This is a genomic window from Rhizobium sp. BK619 (genome assembly GCF_014195245.1).
Classification (GTDB): Bacteria; Pseudomonadota; Alphaproteobacteria; order Rhizobiales; family Rhizobiaceae; genus Rhizobium; species Rhizobium acidisoli.
The window spans coordinates 561,198-584,094 of the sequence record NZ_JACIBH010000001.1; the positions used below are offsets into that span (position 1 = coordinate 561,198).

Below are 22,897 nucleotides of genomic sequence, written 5' to 3' on the forward strand. Positions count from 1 at the left end.
GAAGCTGCCGCATTAATTTGTCTTTACCTGCGGCTCAACCAGGGCGTACAGCTGCCGCAAACAAACTCGAGGACCGCATGTTTTTCCTTTCAGTTGCGGCAATTTGGGCCATTGCTTCCATGACGCCCGGGCCAAATACGCTGCTGTCCATCCGCTATTGCCTGACATCGACGCGCAAGGTTGCGCTCACAGCGGCTTGCGGTACCGTCACCGGGACGTTCATTTGGGGCCTGGCCGGATGGTTGGGGATCAACGTGCTGTTTCAGGCCGCTCCGTTCGCCTATCTGGCCCTGAAAATTGCTGGTGGGCTCTACCTTGTTTGGCTCGGGCTGAAACTCTTCCTCGACCTACGGAAAACACGCGGCGGGGATGCGGATGTTTCGCCGGCGCGCGTCGAAGTACCATTAGCCACAGCTTATCGCATGGGTCTCGCAACCAACCTTGCCAATCCGAAAACAGCGCTCTTTGTCGCGTCGCTTTTCGCCGCGACGATGCCCGTGGGCACACCGTTCTTTTACGGCGCCGCGGCAATTGCCGAGATGATGATGATCTCAACCATCTACTACACCTGCCTGATCAGCCTGATCACCCATCCTGCGGTGGCCGCTGGTTATCTCAGGGCAAAACGCAAGATTGATGTCGGTGTTGCGACCGTATTCATTGGCTTTGGCACAAAACTGCTCCTATCGCGGCAGTAGGATCAAGACGGATTTTGAACGAGATTACTTTGCCTACATGGCAAATCGCGTCGGCCAGAATCTGGCACACAATCCGAACGGCACGGGCTTATGTTGGTGCGGTATCGCTGATTGCCTGGGTTCGGAAGTGGCAAGCCTGATTAGAGCGGATTCTCCGAGCATGCCGGAGGAGGAGGCGTCTTCAGCGGATGAAGGCGCATCAGAACAACGCGGTGGTCAGCGCGCGTTGAGGAGGAACCACTCCAGTAGGTTTCGATGGTTTGGGCTCAAAACCACCCTCTGCGCCAGAACCAAAACAACGGTGCAACGGCGCTCAGTATGATGATAGCCCACGCAAACGGATATCCCCAGGTCCAACTCAGTTCTGGCATGAACTTGAAATTCATGCCCCATATCCCTGCCATTAAGGTGGGCGGGACGCCAACAACCGACGCGATCGTCAGCACTTTGAAGATGTCGTTCTGTTCGATGGTGATGAAGCCGAGTACAGCATCCAGCAGGAACTGCGTCTTGTCGGACAGGTGCGTCTCGTAATCGCTCAGCGAGGCGACGTCCTTCGTCACCGCGTGGAGCCGGTCTCGGAAATCGTCGGATAGGACGTCGTGACACACATCCAGGGTGAAGCTTGCCATCCTTCCGACACCCAGCAGCACATCTCTGGCTTTTGAGGATCGGTCGCCGAGCGCGCCCACCTTGGACAGCGCCCGACGGAGGGTGAAATTGGCGCTGCGGGGAGATGCCGAGCCTTTGAGATTGCCCTTGAAGACCGTCTTCGACACCTCGTCGACGGCAGCGGCCAGATGCTCGAGAACGTCTGCGCCGCGGTCCACGATCGCCTCGAGCAACGCGACAAAAACGCCCATACCGCTAGCAAGGGTCTCGTCTTGTTGCAGCCGTTCCGCAACGGCATCGAACGTCGGCAAGCTCTCGTAGCGAACCGTAACCAGAAAATCAGGTCCGACGATAAATCCAGCCGGGGAGAGCTCGGCCTCTCCGATGGTTGCGTGTCCGATGACCGGCGCGCTGAGATAAAGAACCTTGCCCTCTCTCGACAGCCTGCTGGAAGCTTCGATCTCGCTCAGAGCGTCGCGTGTAGGCACCCTTACCTTCGCCCGGCGTTGAATGAATTCAATTTCCTTTTCGTCGGGATTGAACAAGTCCATCCAGATCACTTGCCCCGGTAAATCGTCATCGGCCCCGGCCGATCGAACAGCGCCATCGTTGTCTCGATATATTTTAAGCAAGCAGGGCTCCTGGAAGATCTGGATCGAACGAGTTTTACACGGTCCGTCAGGCTTGCGAAGTACCGTTAGATCGCAAGATATTGTTGAAAGAGCGGGCGATGGTTATCCTATCGAAGGCCAACAAGCTTGTTTCCGTCGCCGGATGCTCATCTTCCTGGTCGAGTTGTGTGGCGATCTGCGCGTACAGCGAAGAGCAGCCATGCGTTGTGAAACCGGGCGTGGATCACCATATTTCCGGAAACACTCACATAGATGGAAATCATGGTTTCGAGGATCAAACGAACCTTGACCGTCGGTCAGCGCGCGGCCGCGGTCGAGCGCACGAACACGATCGCGCAAGAAGCAGCAGACGAAGAACGCCGCTGCCGCGAGGAGAAGACCGAACGGCTGCGCAGGCTCAGGCTCGCAGCGGCCGGGGCGACGTCGCGGAAGGAAGCAGCGGCTGCGTCGATGGAGAAATCCTCGTTAAACAATGCAATCTCAAACACTGGAGAATGAAATGGATCACGTATCGAAGAATTTCGAGGCGGGAAACGGGCTGCGGAAAGGACGAGTTGCCAGGGGATATAGCCTGGAAGAGCTGGCGACCACCACAGGCCTGACGACCGCCGAGATCGTAGCGGCCGAGCGCGGGGACGACGTGCCGGCGCATAACGTCGAGCGGATCGAGCAAGCGCTGAGGTAACCCTGCCTGATGACGTCGGCATAGTTCACGGTGGCAGCAATCTTCGCACAGCCCACAAACACTTGATTACTGGTGTGAAATGGAAACGAACGCAGTTATCGTCTAGATGTAGGTCATCGGCGTCGTTGGTGAGTGCTCCACGAGAGTGTTCGCGATAGCCGAGGTCGTTATCCGGCTTTGACCACGGATGTTGCTAGCACTGGTACGAGATGCGATGCGGAGAGGGTCGGAGCGAATTCGCCCGGGCCTTTTTTATTGTGCTTAAGGCAGTGCGCCCGGCCATTCGTTCGAAGGCTCCTCGGCTTCGACGCCGGAGCGATCCTCGGCGGGATCAGGATCTCGCTCGTATGCCGTTCGCAGATGTCCCACCTCTTCGACGATCGCCTCATAGACGTCCGCCTGCTTCGCGCCTTGCACGACCAGCGAGTCGACGAAATCCTCCAGCCGCTCACGCAGACCGTCTTTCCAGTCGCGGCTCATCGTCGAATCTCCGGCTGGAGACGAACGCCCTGGCAGAGCATTCCCCAGGTCGCACAAAGTGACGACGCCCAACTTGCTGGTGCGGCGCCTTCGTCAGGTTCAGGATCGGGAAGCGGTTCTTCACCAGGAACGCGATCAGGATCTGGGCGCGGATTGTCGAGCGGGGGCACGGACGTCGGTGGCACGATAGGCTCGAATGGAACTGACATTGGTATTCCTCCTCGCAGCCTCAACGTGGGGAATGCCGGTGAGTTCCTGGTGGTCTCTTTCCCATCAGTGGAAATTCCGCGCCCTCACCTTCAATGTCTCGATGGAGAACGTCTCTGACGAAGATGTCGCGCGGCTGCGGCACCGGCGTCGGTCGTGCCTTGCGTCCCGGCTCCCGGCGATCCGCGAGCGAGCTCTCTCCCGTGCCCGCCGGCAGCTTGAAGTCAGAATCGCGGTCGGCCAGGCCCGACAAGTCGCCGGATAGGTCGAAGAGCTGCAGTGGGACGAGATGCACGACGCAAAACGCGGCGTCCTGGAACTTGAGCGATTACGGCTTGTGCGCGAAGCAGCCCAAAATGCGGGTGAGCCCGCAAGGAAGATGATTGGTGCGGCCTGGTCATCGAGAGCAGGAGACGGATCGTTCGCGGCCGCTTTGCCTTTTTTGCCTTCGTTAGCTCGCCATTTTGCGGGTTTCGGCCGCAGTCATCTCTCCAACCATCGCCGAGATGGCATTCATTCCATAGGGTTTGGGCATGAAGACCGCGTCAGAGGGCAGTTCCTCGGGTGCAACGATGCTGCCGCCTGAAGTGATGATCACAGGTACTTTCATGTCGGAGGACGATATCATGCGCGCGAGATCGAGGCCGCTCAGTCCGCCCGGCATGTCGACGTCTGTGATGACAGCGTCGATTTTCCTTCGACCAAGCACTGCAACAGCTTCGAGGACAGTTCCTGCTTCGATGACATTATACCCCTCGTCGGCGAGCGTGTCTGCAAGCACCATGCGGATCAGAAGATCGTCTTCGACGATAAGTACGGTACGCTTGTACATGGCCGTCTCCGTTCTGCGGTTACGAGATCAACTCGCTTGCCCAGATTTAGATCGTCCCTCGGTGTAAGTATTCCCCCACATGTTTAATAAAATACCAACAATCGGTCGATGTGCTGTCGATGGAGCCAGTTTTGTAAATATTCTTCGCGCAACGACGCTAAGCCCAGGTTCAGCGATGGTCGCCAATTGCCGTGCCATTTATTGGGTACCGATCATTATTGCTTGGTACCAAACAGAAGGCCTTTATTTTGATCAGGCTCGGATCGCATATTGGAGCGCTGCTATTTCGCCGGGGCGGTCATGGACATGGAGTTGCGCCGTTAGGATCTTGGGCCGGCCAGTGGTATGGAAGCACCCACCCGGTTGGTACGCATCTGGTCCTGATGGTTTGCAGGCTAAAAGGTCTGACTGGAATGCGCCGACAGGACGCGTGTTCTGGGCGAAACGGGCCCCTGAGGCGCTCGGCTGCCCTCGCACACGGAGGAACGCTCATCGAGTTTCTCTCTCTTCACGGCTTAACTAAGATCATTTTTCCACCAAGGGCTGCGTCGGGCCCTAAAACAGAGGCGGAATCAATTTCTGAGGGAGCTCCCGTAAGTCATTGAAAAATGATTCGTTTCGAGTCGGAACGAATCACCCTGGCACGTCTTTGAGTCGGACCCTAGTGATTCGGAGTGAGTGTCATGGCGACAGGACATCGTGCGCAGTGGAAGGGCTTCCTGAAGTTTGGGCAAGTCTCCTGCGGAATAGCGCTCTACACGGCGGCTAGCACATCGGAACGCATCACCTTCAACACAATCAACAAAGCATCCGGCAATCGGGTCAGCCGCATCTTCATCGATAGTGAGACCGAGGATCCGGTTCCGAAGGAGAAGCAGACCAAGGGCTTCGAGATCGACAACGGCCAGTACATCATCATCGATCCTGAGGAGGTCGCAGCTACGATCCCGGAAAGCAACAAAACGCTGGAGATCGAGGCGTTCATTCCGTGCTCCGAAGTTGACGACGTCTATTTCGACAAGCCCTATTACCTGACCCCCGACAAGGCGGGCGGAGATGCCTTCGTTGCGCTCCGCGAGGCAATGAAGAAGTCAAAGGTGGTTGCCATTGCGCGTGCCGTTTTATTCCGCCGTGTCCGGGCAGTGCTGATACGCCCGCATGGCAAAGGGTTGATCGCCACCACCATGAACTACGACTACGAAGTTCGCTCATCGACAAAAGCGTTCGAGGAGATGCCGAAGCTAAAGATCGAGGGCGAGATGCTTGATCTAGCCAAGCACATCATCGCAACCAAGAAGGGCGAGTTCAATCCAGCAACTTTCGACGACCGCTATGAGGCCGCGCTTGGAGAGCTGGTGAAGGCGAAGATGGAAGGCAGGTCACTGCCGAAGCCGAAGAAGGTCGAGGTCTCGAACCCGAACAACCTTCTGGCCGCGCTTCGCGAAAGCGCTGGGCTTCTCAAGACCGGGGCGGCCGAAAGCAAACCGAAACGTACGGCGGCAAACGCCAACCAAGGCGCCGGTCGGCAGCGCGCCACGCGAGGCACCGCTTCGAAGGCAGCCGCTGCGAGATCGCCGGCGCACCGGAAGGCAAGCTAGGGAGACTTGACATGGCACCGCGCTATTATTGGAAAGGCTACCTCAAGCTTTCACTGGTTACCTGCCCTGTGGCGATGACCCCAGCGACATCCGAATCCGAAAAGGTCCGCTTCCACACCCTCAACAAGGACACTGGCAACCGCGTCGTCTCCCAATATGTGGATTCGATCACCGGAAAACCCGTCAAGGACGAGAACGAAGCCAAGGGCTATGCCCGCGGTGAGAACGACTACATCATCCTCACTGACGATGATTTGGATCGCGTCGCTCTCGATACTGTGAAGACCATCGATATCGATAAGTTCGTTCCGGCCGAGAGTATCGAATGGGTCTACCTCGAGAAGCCTCACTATCTGATGCCGGACGACGCTGTTGGCAACGAAGCTTTCGCGGTGATCCGCGATGCGATGAAGTCGGATGGAGTCGTGGGGGTCTCCAAGCTGGTGATGGGCCGTCGCGAACGCGCGGTTATCCTGGAGCCGCGCGACCAAGGCATTGTCCTTTGGTCTCTGCGGTATGGCGACGAGGTACGGCCGGAAGAGTCGTACTTCGAGGATATCGATGACGAAGCCGATCCCGATCTCGTGCCTCTGGTCCAGAAGCTCATAAAACAGAAGTCTGCGCACTGGTCGTCGGACATGGTCAGTGATCCGATCCAGACTAGCCTACTCAAGCTGATCGAAGAGAAGAGGAAGGCGCTTAAGCCGAAAAAGGCCGCCAAAGGCAAGGCTGCCGAGGCCGCACCGACGTCGAATGTGGTCAACATCATGGATGCTCTGCGAAAGAGCGTCCAAGCCGATCTCAAGGGAAGAAAGGCAGGGTAACGCCATGCATCTGACAGACACGAGAGTTGCTCACCAGGATAACGGCTGGCGGATCGACTTTGTGGGGGACGATGGCGAAGCTGTAACGGTTCATGTTGCCGATGGGGCTTATGTCGATGAAGGGGTCGCAGTCGAGCGCGCTCGAGCGATCATGGTCCAGCTCACACCCTTCGGGACACGTGGCGGCGCTAGGAGTCTGAATGCCTACGACGCCGCCAGCAACGGCAACTTTGACGACGACCAGCCCCTATTCGATACCCGGCACTGACAGGTCGCGCGTGCGCGCCGGCAGTCGTCCAGGGAACCGTCGCCTTGGTTGGCGACGGCTCCGGCGCATGAGCGCGTTACTGAGGTGCTGCCCGGGGCGGCAATTGGAAGATGGATTGGCAACGAAGACCATTTTCGACTCGCTCGGAGAAGCTTGCCGATCTGGACGGCGAGGCTCGCCCCTCGACCCGGCCCTTGAACAGCAGACGGAACGCCTGCGCGCTGCAGCGGACGCCGACAGATACATGGCGGCCGAGTTAGGCGAAGCATGCGGGGCGGCATCGACGACTGTGGCTGGTCTGCGGATCGCTGAAGCCGCGTCGAACATACGATGACTGGTGACCCGTTTCCGCTGCCCTTGATGGGCATCAAGCAGGAGTGATTCTGCTAGATCAAATGCCAGCCTTCGAGATGAAGCTAGCGGTAAAGCTGAGGTTCTAGCATCAACCCTCCTAGAACCGCTCACGGATCCTGTCGTATAGACTGCGGAGATCATCGAGCGTCTGGTCGTACCGCGAGCGTGGCGAAGCGGCTTTCAGACCAGCAACCGCCAAGGCGAACACGCCGGTAAGCCCAGCGACGACGACCAGTGTGGGAATAGGGTAAAGCTTAATCGTTGCTTTCGTCTGCCGTGCCGCCTGACGTGCACCGCCCGCCACCGCGCCGGGGAGCTGGTCGCGAATGGCTTCCAACTGCCTACGCAGCGCGCCGATCTCCTGCTGCGCGTCGACTAGCGGTTGCGCCGGAATACCGACCGAAGCCGTGTTAAGGTCGACGATGCCGCGCGGGACGGGTTCGCCGATCTTCGCGCCTTCATCGAGCAGGGTGGGCCGCTCCTTCCTGGTAACCATTGGGTAGCTCCTTCTCACGGCTAGGCCGCACCTGTTGAAAATCGCCGGGATATGTCTCGGGAGTAGCTTTTGTTCCCTGCGAAACCCTTGGGAGAAAGGAAAGGCCTCGGGGCTTTCATATCGCGCGCGGGATAACAAAGGCCTGTGAGCGGCGTCTTTCGGGCGTGGCGCGAACATATATGATGTTCAGGTTGCGGCTCATAACGATCCGAGCTCTGTCCAGGCCCCAACTGGCGGAGTGAAATTAAGCAGATTTGGAGGTCAAGATAGGCAATTGGGATAGATATTCGCCGCGCCGTAACGCGGTTACAATCATCGCTTAATGAGAAGGGAGGAAACGATGAAAGCGATCACGGTTTCTGGCCTTATTATGCTAGCCTTCGTGTCTGGTGCATATGCAGCAACCATGACAGCAGAGCAGTTGAAAAGAGAGTTGGTGGGCCACCCAATACACTGGAAGTCAAAGACCCAATCGGGCGTCACAACTTATAAACCAGACGGAACGATTGAAGCCACTGTCGACGGCGACAAGGCCACCTACAAGGGGACTTGGAGCATCAAAGACAATAAGATGTGTGAGAAGTTCGGCAAGGAAAAATGTGCAACGATCAATTCGCTTGGAGGTAAGGAATACTCCAAGGGGGGCGGAACGTTTACGGTGGAATAGCGCCGGTTTGGTTTTCGTCACCAGGCGGCGTAAGCCGCCTGGTTTCTCGGGTAACGGAAAGCGCCTGTGCTCAGCCGGCACCCTTGATGCTCGTGTTGCAAAGGCTCCAATAGCCGCCGCCCTTCTGGATCCACTTCAGATCGCCGAGCGTGCCGGCATCCTTGGCAGCGTGATAGGCGTCGACGCAGGTGTGCAGGCGGCCTTTGCCCGGCGTTTCGCTTGAATATTTCTTGTCTACTGCCTTCGGGAACTTGACGCTCTTCGGCGCCGCGGTTGTCGGCTTTTCAGGCTCTTTTTCCGATGTTTTTGCGACGTCCGCCTCGTCTTCCTTATCGGCGGCAGCCGCATCCGCCCCGCAGAATTTGGCTCGGAAGTCGTTCCACTTCATGCCTGTGGCGGAGCCGTCAGTTTTAGCCGCCTGATATTTTGTGCTGCATTCCTTCATCGTCAGCGCGTGCGCCGGCGTCGACATGATAAATGCAGCAAGCAACGATCCAGCAGCGGAGAGAAGCAGTTTGTGCGACATGTGATTGGCCTCGGGTCGATGATGTTGATGTTTCAGTCTCCCTCTTCCGCCTGAGCTGTGACGCCGATGACGGAAGGCATATATTGGGGGCCTTCCTCAATGAACCTCCGATGAACAGTCGTGTTGACAAATCATTCAGCGACACAGGCGACGAGCCCGAAGTGGCGGAACGATTGGTGCGGAACTGTACGGGAACCGCATCCTCGGGCTGGTGGTTACTCGCTTAGATCGTTGGATGGCGTATGCCCTGCACTGTTCGCGATCTACCCCCCACGGGGTTCGGGCCGCGCAGGAGTCAATGGTCCACTCCTTCTCCAACCCCTTCTGCGCGGCTCAAGGGGCGTGGGGCCGGTTGACAAAACTCATTAGCGGCATCCGGTGCGACACCCGGCGACGTCGTCGCCCGATACGAGCCTCATACGACCGCTCATTGCGCCTTCACGATGCTCTGGAGCTTGAGCGATTGCGGTTCATGCGGGAGCGACGACGCGAATTACGTTACCTACGAGACGGATTAGCGCCTGGGTCGAGCGGCGAAAACTCGATCAAGCATCTCGGCGGCGGGACGCCCATACCCTCGACATACCCGACCGGCAATCTGGCGCGTCTTCAAACATCGCCAGGATCCGTAGGCAAGTTCCGGCCCACGACTTTCGAAGAAGTTTTCAAGCAGCATTTCCCGAACGCCGGTCAACGAGCCCCACCAGCCGCTCCAACTGATGAGAGAAAACTATCCATGCCGCAGCTCCGGACAGAAGAACTCGAGATCGCTTTCATGGAAACCGGAACGCAGCACGGCAAGGCCGTACTGCTGCTTCACGGATGGCCGGACGACGCATCGACTTGGGAAGCGGTCATCGAACGATTGAAGGACCGAAAATTTCGGTTCGTCATACCATATCTGCGAGGATTCGGGCCCAGCAGGTTCCGCAATGACCACGCACCAAGAACGGCAAATGGCGGCATCCTGGCCATGGACGCCATCGCTCTGATGAACGGACTTGGCATCGAGCGGTTTTCGGTCGTGGGCCACGACTGGGGATCTCATATCGCCGAATGCCTGGCGATCGGGTGGCCCGAGCGGGTCGAGCGCATTGCGCTCCTTTCCTCGACGCCGCGCATGGGCGGGTTGCAAACTCCGCCGTTCAAACAAGCCCAGTTGTACTGGTATCAATGGTTCATGGCGACGAAGCGCGGCGCTGAGGCCATCGACAAGGACCGCGCGGGCTACGCCCGCCTTCAGTGGGAGAACTGGGCGCCCGAGGGATGGTTCGACGAGGCAACGTTCGGCAAAGTGTCGAAGTCCTTCGATAATCCGGACTGGCTGGAGGTCACGCTGCATAGTTATCGGGTTCGGTGGGAGTAGAGCCGGATCCTCGGAGCCTCTGGCTGGAGAAGCTGGTAAAGGCAACGAAGTCACTTTCGCTGCCCGCAATATTCGTGCACGGCATGGAAGATGGGGTCACGCCGGTTGCGACGTCCGAGGACCTGCACAAGAAGTTCACAGGCCCTTTCGAACGCATTCTTCTCCAGAACGTCGGACACTTTCCTCAACGGGAGGACCCTGAAGCGGTTGCGCGTGAGCTCGCTGTGTTCATGGAAGCAAGCCTTTGAAATGCAACAACCTTCATCGGAAATTTGATGCGGCTTTGTCATTCAGGCAGTTCATCAGCAATGCTTTAAAAAGCAATTGACCAAGATTGATTATTGACTCCCGTCACTGCGCGAACATAATAAGAACATCGGCGCGGCGGCCGCCAATCTGAAAACCGAAAATATGGAGCACGGATATGCGCGAGCAGCCGATCGGCGACGCCGTGGTTGACGAGGAGATTGCGGAAGTGCTTGCCTATCACAAAGGCGATGCGCAGGCGGCGATAGGAAGCCTTCTGGCTGACATCCGCCACCTTCGCTGGCAGCTCGTTTTAACCGAGGGCGCCATGGGCCGTGGCATCACGCGTGGGTGGCGGCCGAGCTACGAGCGAGGGTGATATGCTTGACCGTCTTCAACCAAAAGCCGTTGCCTTCGATGTGGCATTTAACGACTGGTGGCGGTCGCAACCGGGCTCTTTCCGAGACAGCGTTAGCCCCTCGACTGCGCGCGCCTGCTTTCGCGCAGGATATGCCGCTGGCAAGCATGCGACCGAGCGCCGCTTCGTTTTCAAAGCGGGCCGCATGCGCATCACTGTCTGGGCAGCGGGCGTCACGGCAGCGAAGGCGAAAGCTGAGATGGAAGCTAATTTCCGGGCAGCAAAGAAGGGATGGCCTAAGCCGAAAGCGGGCTGGCAGCTCCAGGAGGAAAGATGAGTCATACTGACCGGCCGGCGCTAACGACGCCGCCGCATATGTATCTCCATTATTGCGAGCAAGAGGGATGCGGGGAGTGGGGCGGCTGGGGCAACTCCCCCTCCCCGGCTGTTGCGACCCGCTGGTGGTGCTTTGGACATTTTCGCCATTGGTCACACGAACAGGAACTTGCGCGTGGGCGGAAGCCCAAGGCGGCTGAACGCGGAGATAACGTTGAATAATTGCGGGCCTGATTATCTGCGCATCGTTAACGGTCGTCGACGGCGACACCGTTAAATGCGACGGGCAGAACATGCGGTTACTGGGGACGGTGTTCCATTCACTCGGGCATAGACACGCCGGAGATTGGTTCGCACACAAAGGTGCATAAAGGAACGGAAGCTGGCGTCGCTCGCCGGAGGCCGATTGAAAGAGCTGTTGGCTGAAAAGGGTCTGCGGGTCGTATGGAGCGGCGCGGTGGACAGGACACAAACACACCGGCCGCTGGTCAACATCTACCGAATGAATGGTGAAGAAATTGGCAAGAAGCTGCTCACGGAAGGTTTTGCGCGAGAGTGGAGCCCGAGGCACTATAATGACTGGTGTGATTGATGTCGGCCGCCCAGCGCACAGGAGACATATGCTTGGGGTAAGCAAATAATCGCTGAGCGGCCAGATGAACCATACGAGATATTTTTTTGACTTCTAGTTGATTCTTAAGCCGCGAACCACACAATCACGTTTAATTTACCGCTATTATTTAAAATCTGAATTGTATAAGTATTACTTATTGCAATCAAAAGAAAATGTAGTGCAAAATAGTTGTGAAGCCCCTAGAGGCGCATGCCTCGCCATCGCGGAGATTTTGTCCAAGAAATAAGGTTTGTGTTCTCTGCCATGAGGACTGCAGCACCTCTATTATTCCGGTCACGAAGATCGGCCCGAAGAAACGAGGTTTTCTTTGAAAAGACCGGGAACTGCGGCCGCCCAACGGGGTTGTTCAGTGGATCGCTAGATGCCTTGAACCTGGCAATCCACCTATCCCAGAGTTGGGTCGTGCGGAGGCAAGTTTTCGGTCTGCTCCCAAGCGACGCTCCGCGCGGCCCGACACTCTCGCTGGATGGGAAGAGAGCCATGAGCCCTGAGATGCCACGGCCGAGGATCTTGAGGCGCTTCCACTCCTCCAGCGTTGGCTGAACGGCATTGTGCTGGACCGTATCCTTTATGCTTTTCAGCTGATTGCTCACTGGCAGCGCGGCCGGCTGCGATGAGGCTTTTCCGCATCATCGAGCAGCGGCTTGGCAGGCATGCGAGGCGGCTTTGTCATTTCAGCAGTAGCAGCCCATGACGCAATCAACCCATGTTGATTATTAGGCAGGCGGGAGCATGTCCCAGGACATGGCGACGAAGTACCAACCTCTCTACAGACGACGGCGGCAAGAAAGCCGGCCGATCCGAGAAAGGGAAGCATAGCGAGAGGGGTGGAAAGGCCGCTGCATCTCGACCTGCTGCCGATCGCTCGTCACCGGCGACGAAGGCCGCACCACCGGAAACGCCATGCAGATGATGCGCATCAATGACGGCCGCGCTGACGCCGGGCCCGCCTGACACCTCTCAATCAGCCGATTTCCCGAAAGGTGATCGAATAGCGAAGCTGATCGACAGGCGGGATGGAGTGCTCCCACTCGCTGCGCGCAGGTCCCGAGAGCACGTAGGCAGAGCCGGGTTCGGCAGTCACCGAGATGCGCTCCCATTTCTCGCCGGCACGGCGCCTAAGTCTGAAAGTGCAGGGCGACAGCAGGGAAATCCCGACCACCCGCCCGAAGACCTTTTTGTCCCGGTGCCACCCGATTGGCGCACCGGGCGCATATTCGGTGATCAGAGCCTGCTGCAGTTGATCCGGGCCGATGCCGGCAAAGGCTGCGGCAATGGCTTGTACTGGCAGGAGAAACGGCGGGATGTCTCCGACCCGCCTCACCTGCTGGGTGTCGAAGTCGTATTTCCAGCCGTAGGAGACCACCCTCCGCTTGCCTTCGAAGCCGTGGAAGTCGAACGGCTTCAGTGGCAGTTGCGGTAGTTCGCGCAGGAGGTCCGACTGGACTAATTCGGGGACCACGTTTGGTTGGTAACGGAAACCGGTGGGTAGGGCCGGCTCCGCTTTCCCGAATAGATCTGATTGCGCTGCGAAACCCATGGTCAACTCCACCTCAGTGCACGCTCGGGACTTTCACGACTGTGGCGAAATCCCCCGACAGGAGTTCGCCGATCGCGATCAGAACCTTCCTCGACTGAAAATGCGCGGCTCAGGTCCTCTAAATCGGGCTTGATGACATCACGGCAATCTTCAAGCAGTTTGTTCGATAACGTCATGCGGGGTACTTCTTCCATCATCTGTTCTTTTCTTTTCGGTGTGTTCTATCCGCTAGGGATGGGCAGAACTATGTGTCTGCTGTCCGCTGAAAGATTAGTGCAAACGAAAGAACTTATGACATGAGCTGGCCGAGCCCGCCGGCTCATGTCATGAATGAAAAGAGATTGCGCGGTGTCAATGCCATGCGAAGGAACAAATCGACAAACCTGCCAGCCCCTTTCCTCAAGCGCCTGTGGGTGAAGGAGGATTCGAGCCTGGGCGAGCAGTACCCGTTCAATCTGCCGTGGCTTGATGAGGATTTTTCTCTCGATTTCGCGACACCGGTGACGATCATAGTTGGTGAGAACGGCACAGGGAAATCGACCCTGATTGAGGCTGTGGCAGCCTTGTGCGGCTTTGATGAAGCCGGTGGCGGCAAGGGCTACATGCCGGTCGATCATTCGCGTGCTGTTGATCGCAGCGGCGCCCCGCTCGCCACTGCGTTGCGAGCGGCATGGCTGCCCAAGGTCACCGCGGGCTGGTTCTTTCGCGCAGAATCCTTCTTCTCGGTAGCGCGCTTCCTCGATGAAGCGGCTCGAGACGCCAATGCAGCACCGCCGGGCTTTTTGTCGTGGAGCCATGGCGAAGGCTTCGTGCGCTTCTTCGAGGAGCGCATGTCCAGACAGGGAATCTACCTGCTGGACGAGCCGGAGAGCGCTCTTTCTCCTAAGCGCCAACTGGAACTGCTTCGCATACTTCATGCCATCCAGGGATCAGCGAATGCTCAGATCATCATGGCCACGCATTCGCCGATACTGATGGCCGTTCCTGGTGCTCGGCTGCTGGAGATTACCCGCGCCGGACTTGTGGAAACGGAACTGCGTCAGACGGGTCATTTCAAGCTTTACAGGGATTTCACCGTTGATCCCGACGACTTTGTGGGCCGTGCGTTGCGCGACGAGGGCTGACGCCAGACAACACACGTGTGAACTCGGCCTTGACCTACATCATGGACGGCAAGTCTGCGACCTTCAGCAGGTCGTCAGTTCGTTCGGGTAAAATCCAGTTTCGAGCACCTTGCCGTCTCCCAGCTTCAGACAGGACACATTACATTTCCGGCATGGACATTTAAGGTGCCGGTGCCGAATGCAAGAGAAAAGAAACACCGCGCAGTCTGGCTGTAGTGAAAGACGGACACCTCTCAGGCAGCGACCTTTCTCAGCCGGTGCAGGGAGAAGTCAGCGAAATATTCGCCAATGCCGCTCGCCTGAAAGCGCTGCATCGCAGCGCCCTGCATATGGGCGCGCCATTGGTCTTCGCTCGCCCAGGTTTCGACGAAGATGCGAACGCGTCCATCATCGAGCGACTGATGCAGTTCGTAGCGAAGGCAGCCGTCTTCGGCCAAGGTCTCGGCGACGAGCTTTTCCTGAGCGGTGCCAAGGGCCGCCTCCTTGCCGGGCTTTGCCGTGGTGATGGCGATGATGGTCAGTGGTATGTTTGACATTGCAAAACCTTTCTCAGGCGATGGTGTTGACCAGGCCGCCTTCGGCACGAAGGGCTGCGCCGTTGGTGGCCGATGAACGGGGGCTGGCGAGAAAGGCGACGACGTTTGCCACCTCCTCTGCTTCCACCATGCGCTGGAGGATCGATGCCGAGCGGGCAGTGGCGAAGAATTCGGCCTCGATCTGCTTGATGGGTGCGGACGGGTCGCTTGCCTGGCTGCGCAGGAATGCCTCGATCCCTTCCGATCGGGTCGGCCCAGGGAGCACAGAATTGACGGTGACGTTGGTGCCGCGGGTCATCTGTGCCAGCCCGCGCGAAACCGCAAGCTGCGCCGTTTTGGTCGTTGCGTAGTGGATCATATCATGCGGAATGGCGAGGCCCGACTCACTCGAGATGAAGATTATACGACCCCAGTTACGCTCCGACATGCCGGGAAGATAGCTCCGCGACAGGCGTACGCCGCTCATGACGTTGACGTCGAACAGATGGCTCCAGTCGCCGTCGGTGATGTCGCCAAAGGCCTTGCTCTCGTAGATGCCGAGATTGTTGACGAGGATGTCGACCAGCGGTTCCGCGCTGGCGATGATCGCGGCTCCCTCGGCGCTGGCGGCGTCCGCCAGAACGCCGGAGATGTTCAATCCGCCGGAGATTTTGATGGCATCGATCGCGCCGTCGAGCTTAGCGCGGTCGCGTCCCGTGATGACAACGCGAGCGCCTTCTGTGGCGAGCGTGCGGGCGATTTCGAGACCAATACCGGCGGTCGCGCCGGTTACGAGGGCGGTCTTTCCGTCAAGTTGCAGATCCATGTCGTTTCTCCAGATTGTTGCTGGGAGGAAACTTATGATTTAAGCCTCACCTGCACTATTGCCTGCAAAAGACATGCACCTGTGAATGAGGATCATCAATGCCCCGCATCCTGATGGAACGCTCCGGCGAGATGGAGGTGTTTGCCCGTGTCGTTCAGGATGGGGGCTTCTCCGCGGCCGCCCGCAACCTCGACCTGACCCCATCGGCGGTCAGCAAATTGATCGCACGCCTGGAGGCACGGCTTGGCACGCGCCTCCTTGTGCGAACCACCCGAGCGCTGACACTGACGGAAGAGGGCGAGGCTTATCACCATGCCGCACTGCGGATTCTGCAGGAGCTGAACGATGCCGATGAGGAAGCGGCAGGCGGTGCGGTCCGCGGGCGATTGCGGATCAATACAACGATACCGTTCGGCACGATGTTCGTCGCTCCCGCGATTCCGGAATTCGTTGCGCGCAATCCGGGTCTGGTCGTCGATCTTTCCTTCACCGACGGGATTGTCGACCTTGTGGCGGAGACCGACGTCGCCATCCGCATGGGCAACCTGCCCGATAGCGGCCTCATCGCGCGCAAGCTCGGACAGAGCCGGCGCGTGGTTTGTGCCGCTCCCGGATACCTCAGGCGCAAAGGATTGCCCGAAACGCCGGCGGATCTTGAGCATCACGACTGCCTGACATTCAATTTCCGGCGCGCAAGGCCGTCTTGGCCGTTTCGTGACCATGAGCAGGACATCGCGCAACCGGTGAAAGGCACGATCGTCGTGAACAACGGCGAGACGATGAAGCAGATGGCGTTGGCTGGCGCCGGCGTCGCCAGAGTGGGCCTGTTCCATGTGGCGGACGAGATTGCGGCGGGGCAGTTGATCGCACTGCTCGAAGGCTACAATCCGGGCGACCTGGAACTGGTCCATGCCATCTATGTTGGCGGCGGTCCCCTGCCCCACCGCGTCCGTGCCTTCATCGAACATATGGTTATGACATTGCGTGATTCACCACTGCTGAATGGCACGTCCTGACCCGGAGAAACGGACGAAAGGCGAGCTTCCACACGCTCCATCCTTCTTCATCGGCTACGATGCTCGCGGTATTGACGGAAACGGCGGCCCGGCCGTTCTCACGCGAGAAGGCAAATGGTTCCCACACCTAAGACAACCAACGGAACCCCAGCTCCTGAACTATTCGAGGCGGAACGGGCGCTTCACAGTCGCTGATCGAACCGTGCAATCAGAGAATTCGTTTAACAGCAGCAAGATCGCAAAATCATTCACAAGTTGAACTGCATGCCACCCCGGCTAGTCCAAATAGAGGACCTAATTCAAGGCACGGGAGAGGAACCCCACCTGCTTTGAAATCGGATCACGCAGCAATGGGATCAAGCGAACATCAAGAGCAACGGACCAGCCGACGGATTTCACCTGGTGGCAATCAGAAGCGGTTGATTTGCCGAGCAAGCCAACCGCGGGCCTGTGCGACTACAACTGCAAACGCCTCAGGCATTTAAGGGCGGGCGTGAGCCCGGCTCTGTGATCAGGCATGAAGTGGCGCGCACGTTTCAGTGTGCTGTGCCCGGTTTCTCCTTTGCCCTCACAATCGCATCCGCTTCCTTGCCGTATAGCTCCTCGAAGTGATCGAAGGTCTTGGAGAAATAACCAATGCCCTGCGTCGCCGAACGCAGCGCTCGCGCCAGATCTTCAAGTGCGCTGCCTGGAACGAGCGCCCGGAAGATGTCCCATCCCTTAGCGGTTTCATCACGGTCGAAGCCGAGAACTTGACCGTTGAGAGCGGCGACGATCTGGATAAGGCTGCCCGAATAGACCGACGGGATGTGGAACTCCGTGCGAAAGACCGGCTGCATCAAGACGGTCGATCCTTCGGAAAGCGCCTGTCGCACCCCCATTTTCGACGCAGTCCGGAAGGCGTGTTCCGAACTGTCGACGGTATGGTGCTGACCATCTAACAGCTTTACGCCGACATCGATGACTTCGAAGCCTAGCGGTCCCTTCTCCATCGCTTCGCGCGCGCCCGCTTCGACGGCGGGGATGTAATTGCGCGGAACGGCGCCGCCCTTGATGGTTTCGCCGAAGCTGAAGCCCTGGCCGCGCTCGTTGGGGTGAATGCTCAGCTTCACATCCGCGAATTGCCCCGCACCACCGGTCTGTTTGCGATGGCGGTAATGCACCTCCGATGGTTTCGCGATCGTTTCGCGGTAGATCGGGCTGGGCGTTCGGTCGGTCACGGAGATGTGAAAGACTTCCGACAGCGTTCGGCAGAGATCACGCAGATGGACCGGCCCTTGGGCGCGGACGAGTTGAGCGCCGGTGCCTTCCTCCTGCAAGATTTTCAGACCGCGATCCGCCTCGGAAAGTTTCGCCAGCGTTTCGGAAAGTTTGTTTTCATCGCGCTCGCTGCCTGGAACCAGGATCCTTTCAAGCATCGGCGTGGGTGGTTCCGTCCAATCAGGCGGGGCAACCACCGCGCCGGAGGTCAACAGCGAAGGGACGGGCAGGTGGTCGGACTTGACCGCCGCGAAGACATCCCCCGGCGCGGGCAGAACCCCCGAATTGGACCGCCCGTTTGCGAGATTTTGGACGGCGCCGAGGCTGGAGCCGCCCAGTGATGCGCCTTGCCGCAGCCCCTCGCCAAGTGCGCGCACGAGCACCGTCTTGCCGACATTCTGGCGATAATAGGCATGGAAGCTCACGGCCGCCAGCTTGCCTTCCTCGACAGTTCCTGTATGAGCGAGACGCTGCCGAAGAACGCCTACCGGCGGGGCCTCGTGGCGCAGCGCCTTCATCAGCCTCATCATGCCGTTGCCGTGACTTGCAGCACCGATCAGGACCGGGATAATTCTGTTTTCCCTGAGAATGCGCGATGAGATGGCATAGAGCGCGTCGCTGGATGGCTCACGGTCCTCGATCAGTTCCTCGAGAAGCCAGTCATCAAATTCGGACAGGTGTTCCAGGAGCTCGGTGCGCGCTTCGTGCTCGCGTTCCGCAGTGTTTTCGGGGATGGCGATCAGCGCCGAAGGCTGGCCTTCCCGGTATCGCCACGCCCGTTCCGAAATCAGATCGCAACTGCCAATGATCTTGTCCCCCTCGCGGATCGGGATCTGGCGAAGCAAAAGGGTGTGGTTGGCGTAGTCTTGAAGCGCGGCGATCACGTCCCTCAACCGCCCTCTAGGTTCGTCCATCCGGTTGACGAAGAGGATGCAAGGCGTCCCCGAGGCTTCGAGGATCCTGAGATAGGGCGCGGCGAGCACAGCCTCCTCGGGTGCCGATGAAACGCACAGGATGCAGGCGTCGCTGGCAAGAAGCGCATGCTGCGCGTGCGCCAACGCTTCGTTGGGTCCTGGCGCATCCAGTGCACACCACGCCTCGTTCCCGAAGCTGAACTCCGTGAGGTTCAATCCATAAGGGGAGCCGGATTTTCTCGGCGTTCCCTCCAGGGAGCCGAGCTTTTCCACGACTGTCGATTTTCCGGTCTGCGAAGGTCCAAGCACGGTAAAGCAGCGCATCGGCATTCCTCCAACTGCCATGACACAATTTTCAGCCGTCATAGGATGCCCTGAACCGGTGCAAGGCGCCAGAGGTGTTCAGTTTCACAACGCTTTGACCTGGACTGAGATTTGAGGGCCGATCTACTCAGTGGCTGAGAACGCAGTGACGGATTTGCGATATCGACGTCGACGCAGGGTCGCGAAAGTTGGGTGAATCGATTGCGGAGCCGTAGCCGCTCTCGCCGACCGTCTGCGTGTGGCAACGGACCATTTTAGGGACCGCCGCTTTATAGCAGCACAGAGTTCTCCGAGTGGGCAGAGTTCTCCCGTTCCAAGCACCAAGCCTGAATTCGCCTGTGTAATGAACTTTTATCTTCCGCTTCGATGACGAATTGCCCCACAAGTCCGTCCGAGCATCGGTATTATCTTGTGCAAGAGCTCCCAGTGATCCGACAGACGATTAACTTGATATATCGCATCGATCTGCAGCAGCTGCCGAGAAGATCGCCTCCCGCTGGCCGATCGCCGCAAGGTGCCGCGGGTCGGATTTGCCCCAGACTGGACGAAACACGCCAAGGCCGCGCCGTTCAAGCGTAACGATCAGCTGCGGGACATCCTTCCTATCGGTGTGATGCACTTCCCGGGCACCGGCAGGGAAATCCCGCCGACAAGGCGAAGAAGCTCGGTATCCCTGTCTGGAAGTTCGGAACAGGGGGCTGGTGAGCGCCTCCCACTTCTAGGGTGCGCTGCAGAACCTTCAGGATCAATGTGAGGTTGGCAATCCGCTCGTTGGCGCCCTTCTCCACCGCCTCCGGCCGGGCGATCTCAGCTTCAGCGGCCTTCAGTCGGCAAGCTCCAGCAGAAATTTTCAAAGCTCTCCGATGCAAGCGGCCCCTGGGGCAACCCGCCGACGCCGAGGCGGACAGCGATCTGATCCCGACGCTTTCCGAAGCGCATGCGCGCCGAATGGAGGCCGGGCTCGTCTGGCACAAACGCGATGCCGCCAACACTGCTCAGGGTGTGGTTTAGCAACTCGTGCTCAAGGTGCTGGCCCCGCTCGAAGGTTTTCTACGGGATCCGCAGATGCAGAAATCCCGCATTCCGAAGACGCTCTGAACCCTGTCGGTTCTGGGGCGTTAAGCCCAAAGCATCAAGAATCGGGAGATGAGCATGACCAAACCCAAGCTCATGGGCTTGAACCACGTCGCGCTCGAGGTCGATGATGTCGACGCGGCGTTCGAATTCTATGGCAAGGTCTTCAATTTCCAGCTCCGCGGAAGCCACCGCGATGATAGCGGCGTCCTGCAGATGGCTTTCGTGGACATGGGGGACCAGTTCCTCGCGTTGAGCCGCGGCAGAACGCAAGAGCGCGACACAAACCGTCATTTTGGATTGGTCGTGAACGACAGATCGATCGTCATGGACCTTGCCACCGCGGCTGGCGCGACGGTTCCGGAGGGCCGGCCGTTCAATTTTCTCGACCTTTGGGGAAACCATCTCGAAATCGTCGAGTACCGCGATATCCAGTTCACCAAGTCGGCCGCCGTGCTCAAGGCGCTGGGCATCGCCGCCGACAAGACCGAGACCGAGACCGAGACCGCGATGGAAGAGATGCGGAAGAAAGGAATTTGTAATGCCGAAATATCTCACGATCGGATATGGCGATCAGATCGGATATGATCGCACCGCTCCAGCACTCCGCGATGCGGCGCACGCTCACGACCAGCAACTGCGGGATCGAGGTGCGATCACGGGTATAGCCGGATCGCCGGTCCAGGTCCGAAACCACGATGGCGTAAAGGTGGAAATTTCTAAGGGTTCGTTCCTGACGGCCGCATTGCCATTGGCCGGTTTCGCATTGATTGAAGCTGAAAGCCTGGAAGAAGCTATCGAGATAGTTTCGAAGGCGCCATGCGCGGTCGCCCAGGGTGTCGTCGAAGTCTGGCCTCTGGAGCAGGCTCAATGACCAGGACGGATGCTTTCATCGTTCTTGGCGCAACCGGCCATATCGGATCGGTAGTCGCCCGGACACTTCTTCGAGACGGGCATCAGATTGTCGCGGTCGTACACGACGAGGCGAAGGCCGCGGGTCTCAAGTCCCTGGGAGCCGAGATCGCCATTGTCGATCTTGGCGACACGCAAGCTCTGCGCGCCACGCTGCGTCGCGGCCGCCGAGCATTTCTCCTGAATCCTCCAGCGCCCGTTACTACTGACACAAACGCCGGGGAAACCCGGACGGCAACCAGCATTGCCGAGGCGGTCGGCGGCGCGGGCCTGGAGAAAGTCGTGGTGGAGTCCACCTACGGCGCACAGCCCGGCGACGCGATCGGCGATCTCTCGGTTCTGTGGAATTTCGAGAGAGCCGTCGGCGCCGCCGCGGTTCCGGCTGCCATCAACCGCGGCGCATATTACTACACCAACCTCGACATGCTCCCCGACGAGGCTCGGCAAGGCTCGATTACGACGATGTTCCCGGCGCAGCTGAAGATACCGATGGTGGCTCCGGCCGACCTCGGTTTGGCCGCAGCAAGACGGTTGGCCAGTCCGCTCGACGACGTCGGGATAAGGTACGTCGAAGGACCGGAGGCGTACTCGTTCGGCGAGGTCGCGGCTGCGTTCGCCGAAATACTCGGGCATGCGGTAACCGTCCGAACGATCGAGCGGAGCGAGTGGGAAGCGAGCTTCATGAAGGCGGGGTTTTCAGAACGTGCGGCTCATGCCTACGCGCGGATGACGGAGGTATCCCTGGCCGGCTTTGACATGCCTGAAAATCCGATCCGCGGAACGATAAACTTGCGAGATTATATCTCAACATTGGTGAAGGAGAAGTCGGCGGGATAGCACCTCTCAATTCGAGGTTTGCGCCAGGAAGGCCATGCCGCCGTCATCACAAACCATTTGGAACGGAACTGTCCCATTTCTCATTTGAGCCCGATTTGGAAGGAGCAATGTAAATGCAAATCCAAGGAATCTACGCCGCGCTTGCAACGGCAAGCATCGATCTTGCGGAAAAATTCTATACCCAAATTTTCGACCGCGAACCTGATGATCGTCCGATGGATGGTTTGATCCAATGGCGCAACGTCGCAGGCGCAAATATTCAAATCTTCCATGACAAGGAGAATGCGGGCTCCGGTAGACTGACAATTGTGGTGCCGAAACTGGAAAATGCGCGCAAATCGCTCGATGAATTAGGCATGAAGCTCACAGGTGAATTGGAGGGTGACTACGGAAGGATCGCCCAGTTAACAGACCCTGACGGAAATCGCATCACTCTTGCAGAGCCTCCCTCAAGGCCCTTCAGTACATAGAGCCGGCGAAGGGCGAGCCATGTCGCAACCGCCCGACAGAAGCGGTCCGCTCCAATTCGGCGAAGAGGAAAGGCTGGAGTGCCTCTCGCGCGTCCTCACCGTCACGACAGGTGAGGCAACAGCGCATTCTGGACTTGATCTCAGACGGCTGCTGAGCTTTCAGAGGACGGCTATCCTTCGCCGCGAACAGGGGTGTAGACGGGCTCGCCATTCGGGGAGCGAACGACATCACCGAGAACTATTGCTGCGTCGCCGGATGCGCGAAA

27 protein-coding genes and 3 pseudogenes are annotated in these 22,897 nt (G+C 58.5%); 19 read left to right on the forward strand and 11 right to left on the reverse strand.

The genetic code is table 11. The features are described from left to right. Positions 1-77 precede the first annotated feature (77 nt). On the forward strand, positions 78-698 hold the full coding sequence (locus FHX14_RS02635; RefSeq protein WP_184375986.1) for a LysE family translocator: 621 nt from the start codon (positions 78-80) through the stop codon (positions 696-698). A 266-nt stretch (positions 699-964) separates the two neighbouring features. Here FHX14_RS02635 and FHX14_RS02640 read toward each other — a convergent pair whose 3' ends face one another. Further along, entirely contained in the window at positions 965-1,942 is a 978-nt protein-coding gene (locus FHX14_RS02640; protein ID WP_184375988.1) for a magnesium transporter CorA family protein, read from the reverse strand. 252 nt (positions 1,943-2,194) lie between these two features. On the opposite strand from FHX14_RS02640, the gene FHX14_RS02645 reads away from it, so the two are divergent. Next, positions 2,195-2,440, forward strand: a complete 246-nt coding sequence (locus FHX14_RS02645) for a hypothetical protein (protein WP_246713338.1) — start codon at positions 2,195-2,197, stop codon at positions 2,438-2,440. A 1-nt stretch (position 2,441) separates the two neighbouring features. Continuing rightward, entirely contained in the window at positions 2,442-2,627 is a 186-nt protein-coding gene (locus FHX14_RS02650) for a helix-turn-helix domain-containing protein (protein WP_184375990.1), read from the forward strand. 261 nt (positions 2,628-2,888) lie between these two features. On the opposite strand, the gene FHX14_RS02655 is transcribed toward FHX14_RS02650, so the two are convergent. Further along, on the reverse strand, positions 2,889-3,107 hold the full coding sequence (locus FHX14_RS02655) for a hypothetical protein (RefSeq protein WP_003595391.1): 219 nt from the start codon (positions 3,105-3,107) through the stop codon (positions 2,889-2,891). A gap of 658 nt (positions 3,108-3,765) precedes the next feature. Continuing rightward, entirely contained in the window at positions 3,766-4,146 is a 381-nt protein-coding gene (locus FHX14_RS02660; RefSeq protein WP_184375991.1) for a response regulator, read from the reverse strand. A 683-nt stretch (positions 4,147-4,829) separates the two neighbouring features. Between FHX14_RS02660 and FHX14_RS02665 the strand changes: the two genes are divergently transcribed. From FHX14_RS02665 to FHX14_RS02675, 3 genes are read left to right on the forward strand one after another with little or no spacing between them, the layout of a single operon-like run. Further along, positions 4,830-5,744, forward strand: coding sequence for a Ku protein (locus FHX14_RS02665; RefSeq protein WP_003590934.1), 915 nt, complete (start codon positions 4,830-4,832; stop codon positions 5,742-5,744). 11 nt (positions 5,745-5,755) lie between these two features. Continuing rightward, on the forward strand, positions 5,756-6,568 hold the full coding sequence (locus FHX14_RS02670) for a Ku protein (RefSeq protein ID WP_003590931.1): 813 nt from the start codon (positions 5,756-5,758) through the stop codon (positions 6,566-6,568). Between the two features lie 4 nt (positions 6,569-6,572). After that, entirely contained in the window at positions 6,573-6,836 is a 264-nt protein-coding gene (locus tag FHX14_RS02675) for a hypothetical protein (protein ID WP_184375993.1), read from the forward strand. A 451-nt stretch (positions 6,837-7,287) separates the two neighbouring features. Here FHX14_RS02675 and FHX14_RS02680 read toward each other — a convergent pair whose 3' ends face one another. Continuing rightward, positions 7,288-7,686 carry a hypothetical protein gene (locus FHX14_RS02680; RefSeq protein ID WP_184375995.1) on the reverse strand — a complete coding sequence of 133 codons (399 nt, stop codon included), beginning with the start codon at positions 7,684-7,686 and terminating at the stop codon, positions 7,288-7,290. A gap of 340 nt (positions 7,687-8,026) precedes the next feature. Between FHX14_RS02680 and FHX14_RS02685 the strand changes: the two genes are divergently transcribed. Next, entirely contained in the window at positions 8,027-8,353 is a 327-nt protein-coding gene (locus FHX14_RS02685) for a hypothetical protein (RefSeq protein ID WP_184375997.1), read from the forward strand. A gap of 70 nt (positions 8,354-8,423) precedes the next feature. Here the strand turns inward: FHX14_RS02685 and FHX14_RS02690 are convergent, their stop codons facing one another. Next, a complete protein-coding gene (locus FHX14_RS02690; RefSeq protein WP_054184669.1) occupies positions 8,424-8,879 on the reverse strand; it encodes a hypothetical protein in 456 nt (151 codons plus the stop codon). Between the two features lie 736 nt (positions 8,880-9,615). On the opposite strand from FHX14_RS02690, the gene FHX14_RS02695 reads away from it, so the two are divergent. The 5 genes and pseudogenes from FHX14_RS02695 to FHX14_RS02710 all read left to right on the forward strand — a co-directional run bounded on the left by FHX14_RS02695 (position 9,616) and on the right by FHX14_RS02710 (position 11,777). Further along, positions 9,616-10,245, forward strand: coding sequence for an alpha/beta hydrolase (locus tag FHX14_RS02695; protein ID WP_246713339.1), 630 nt, complete (start codon positions 9,616-9,618; stop codon positions 10,243-10,245). Between the two features lie 424 nt (positions 10,246-10,669). Beyond that, the gene (locus FHX14_RS02700) at positions 10,670-10,870 is read left to right on the forward strand and encodes a hypothetical protein (protein ID WP_003595381.1); all 201 of its coding nucleotides are present in this window, start codon (positions 10,670-10,672) and stop codon (positions 10,868-10,870) included. Position 10,871: 1 nt separating this feature from the next. After that, entirely contained in the window at positions 10,872-11,186 is a 315-nt protein-coding gene (locus FHX14_RS02705; RefSeq protein WP_003595379.1) for a hypothetical protein, read from the forward strand. Between the two features lie 38 nt (positions 11,187-11,224). Then, positions 11,225-11,407, forward strand: a complete 183-nt coding sequence (locus tag FHX14_RS32885; RefSeq protein ID WP_246713348.1) for a hypothetical protein — start codon at positions 11,225-11,227, stop codon at positions 11,405-11,407. Beyond that, a pseudogene (locus tag FHX14_RS02710) lies at positions 11,404-11,777 on the forward strand (thermonuclease family protein). The gene FHX14_RS32885 and the pseudogene FHX14_RS02710 overlap by 4 nt, the downstream one beginning before the upstream one ends. A 518-nt stretch (positions 11,778-12,295) precedes the next feature. On the opposite strand, the pseudogene FHX14_RS33430 reads toward FHX14_RS02710, so the two are convergent. The 3 genes and pseudogenes from FHX14_RS33430 to FHX14_RS02720 all read right to left on the reverse strand — a co-directional run. Further along, a pseudogene (locus tag FHX14_RS33430) lies at positions 12,296-12,403 on the reverse strand (DUF1515 domain-containing protein); the annotation flags it as partial. A gap of 380 nt (positions 12,404-12,783) precedes the next feature. Continuing rightward, positions 12,784-13,359, reverse strand: coding sequence for an alpha-ketoglutarate-dependent dioxygenase AlkB (locus tag FHX14_RS02715; RefSeq protein ID WP_184375999.1), 576 nt, complete (start codon positions 13,357-13,359; stop codon positions 12,784-12,786). Positions 13,360-13,361: 2 nt separating this feature from the next. Continuing rightward, positions 13,362-13,556: a hypothetical protein gene (locus FHX14_RS02720; RefSeq protein WP_246713340.1), complete on the reverse strand. Its 195-nt coding sequence runs from the start codon at positions 13,554-13,556 to the stop codon at positions 13,362-13,364. Positions 13,557-13,718: 162 nt separating this feature from the next. On the opposite strand from FHX14_RS02720, the gene FHX14_RS02725 reads away from it, so the two are divergent. After that, a complete protein-coding gene (locus tag FHX14_RS02725) occupies positions 13,719-14,483 on the forward strand; it encodes an AAA family ATPase (protein WP_184376254.1) in 765 nt (254 codons plus the stop codon). A gap of 233 nt (positions 14,484-14,716) precedes the next feature. On the opposite strand, the gene FHX14_RS02730 is transcribed toward FHX14_RS02725, so the two are convergent. Together FHX14_RS02730 and FHX14_RS02735 are read right to left on the reverse strand one after the other, a co-directional pair. Beyond that, positions 14,717-15,019, reverse strand: coding sequence for a putative quinol monooxygenase (locus tag FHX14_RS02730; RefSeq protein WP_184376000.1), 303 nt, complete (start codon positions 15,017-15,019; stop codon positions 14,717-14,719). Between the two features lie 13 nt (positions 15,020-15,032). After that, positions 15,033-15,824 (reverse strand): SDR family oxidoreductase, encoded by a 792-nt coding sequence (locus FHX14_RS02735; RefSeq protein WP_184376002.1) that lies wholly within the window; start codon positions 15,822-15,824, stop codon positions 15,033-15,035. Between the two features lie 98 nt (positions 15,825-15,922). On the opposite strand from FHX14_RS02735, the gene FHX14_RS02740 reads away from it, so the two are divergent. Next, positions 15,923-16,840, forward strand: a complete 918-nt coding sequence (locus tag FHX14_RS02740; protein ID WP_184376004.1) for a LysR family transcriptional regulator — start codon at positions 15,923-15,925, stop codon at positions 16,838-16,840. 536 nt (positions 16,841-17,376) lie between these two features. Here the strand turns inward: FHX14_RS02740 and FHX14_RS02745 are convergent. Then, entirely contained in the window at positions 17,377-19,338 is a 1,962-nt protein-coding gene (locus FHX14_RS02745) for an elongation factor G (protein WP_184376006.1), read from the reverse strand. A gap of 476 nt (positions 19,339-19,814) precedes the next feature. Between FHX14_RS02745 and FHX14_RS32890 the strand changes: the two are divergent. From FHX14_RS32890 to FHX14_RS02765, 5 genes and pseudogenes are all read left to right on the forward strand, one after another. After that, positions 19,815-20,043 (forward strand): annotated as a pseudogene (locus tag FHX14_RS32890) (hypothetical protein); the annotation flags it as partial. Positions 20,044-20,490: 447 nt separating this feature from the next. Continuing rightward, positions 20,491-21,000: a VOC family protein gene (locus tag FHX14_RS02750; RefSeq protein ID WP_184376008.1), complete on the forward strand. Its 510-nt coding sequence runs from the start codon at positions 20,491-20,493 to the stop codon at positions 20,998-21,000. Further along, positions 20,954-21,286, forward strand: coding sequence for a YciI family protein (locus FHX14_RS02755; protein WP_184376010.1), 333 nt, complete (start codon positions 20,954-20,956; stop codon positions 21,284-21,286). Before FHX14_RS02750 ends, FHX14_RS02755 begins: the two co-directional genes overlap by 47 nt. Then, positions 21,283-22,161: an NmrA family NAD(P)-binding protein gene (locus FHX14_RS02760; RefSeq protein ID WP_184376012.1), complete on the forward strand. Its 879-nt coding sequence runs from the start codon at positions 21,283-21,285 to the stop codon at positions 22,159-22,161. The genes FHX14_RS02755 and FHX14_RS02760 overlap by 4 nt, the downstream gene beginning before the upstream one ends. Before the next feature lie 113 nt (positions 22,162-22,274). After that, a complete protein-coding gene (locus tag FHX14_RS02765; protein ID WP_184376014.1) occupies positions 22,275-22,631 on the forward strand; it encodes a VOC family protein in 357 nt (118 codons plus the stop codon). Positions 22,632-22,897: the final 266 nt, after the last annotated feature.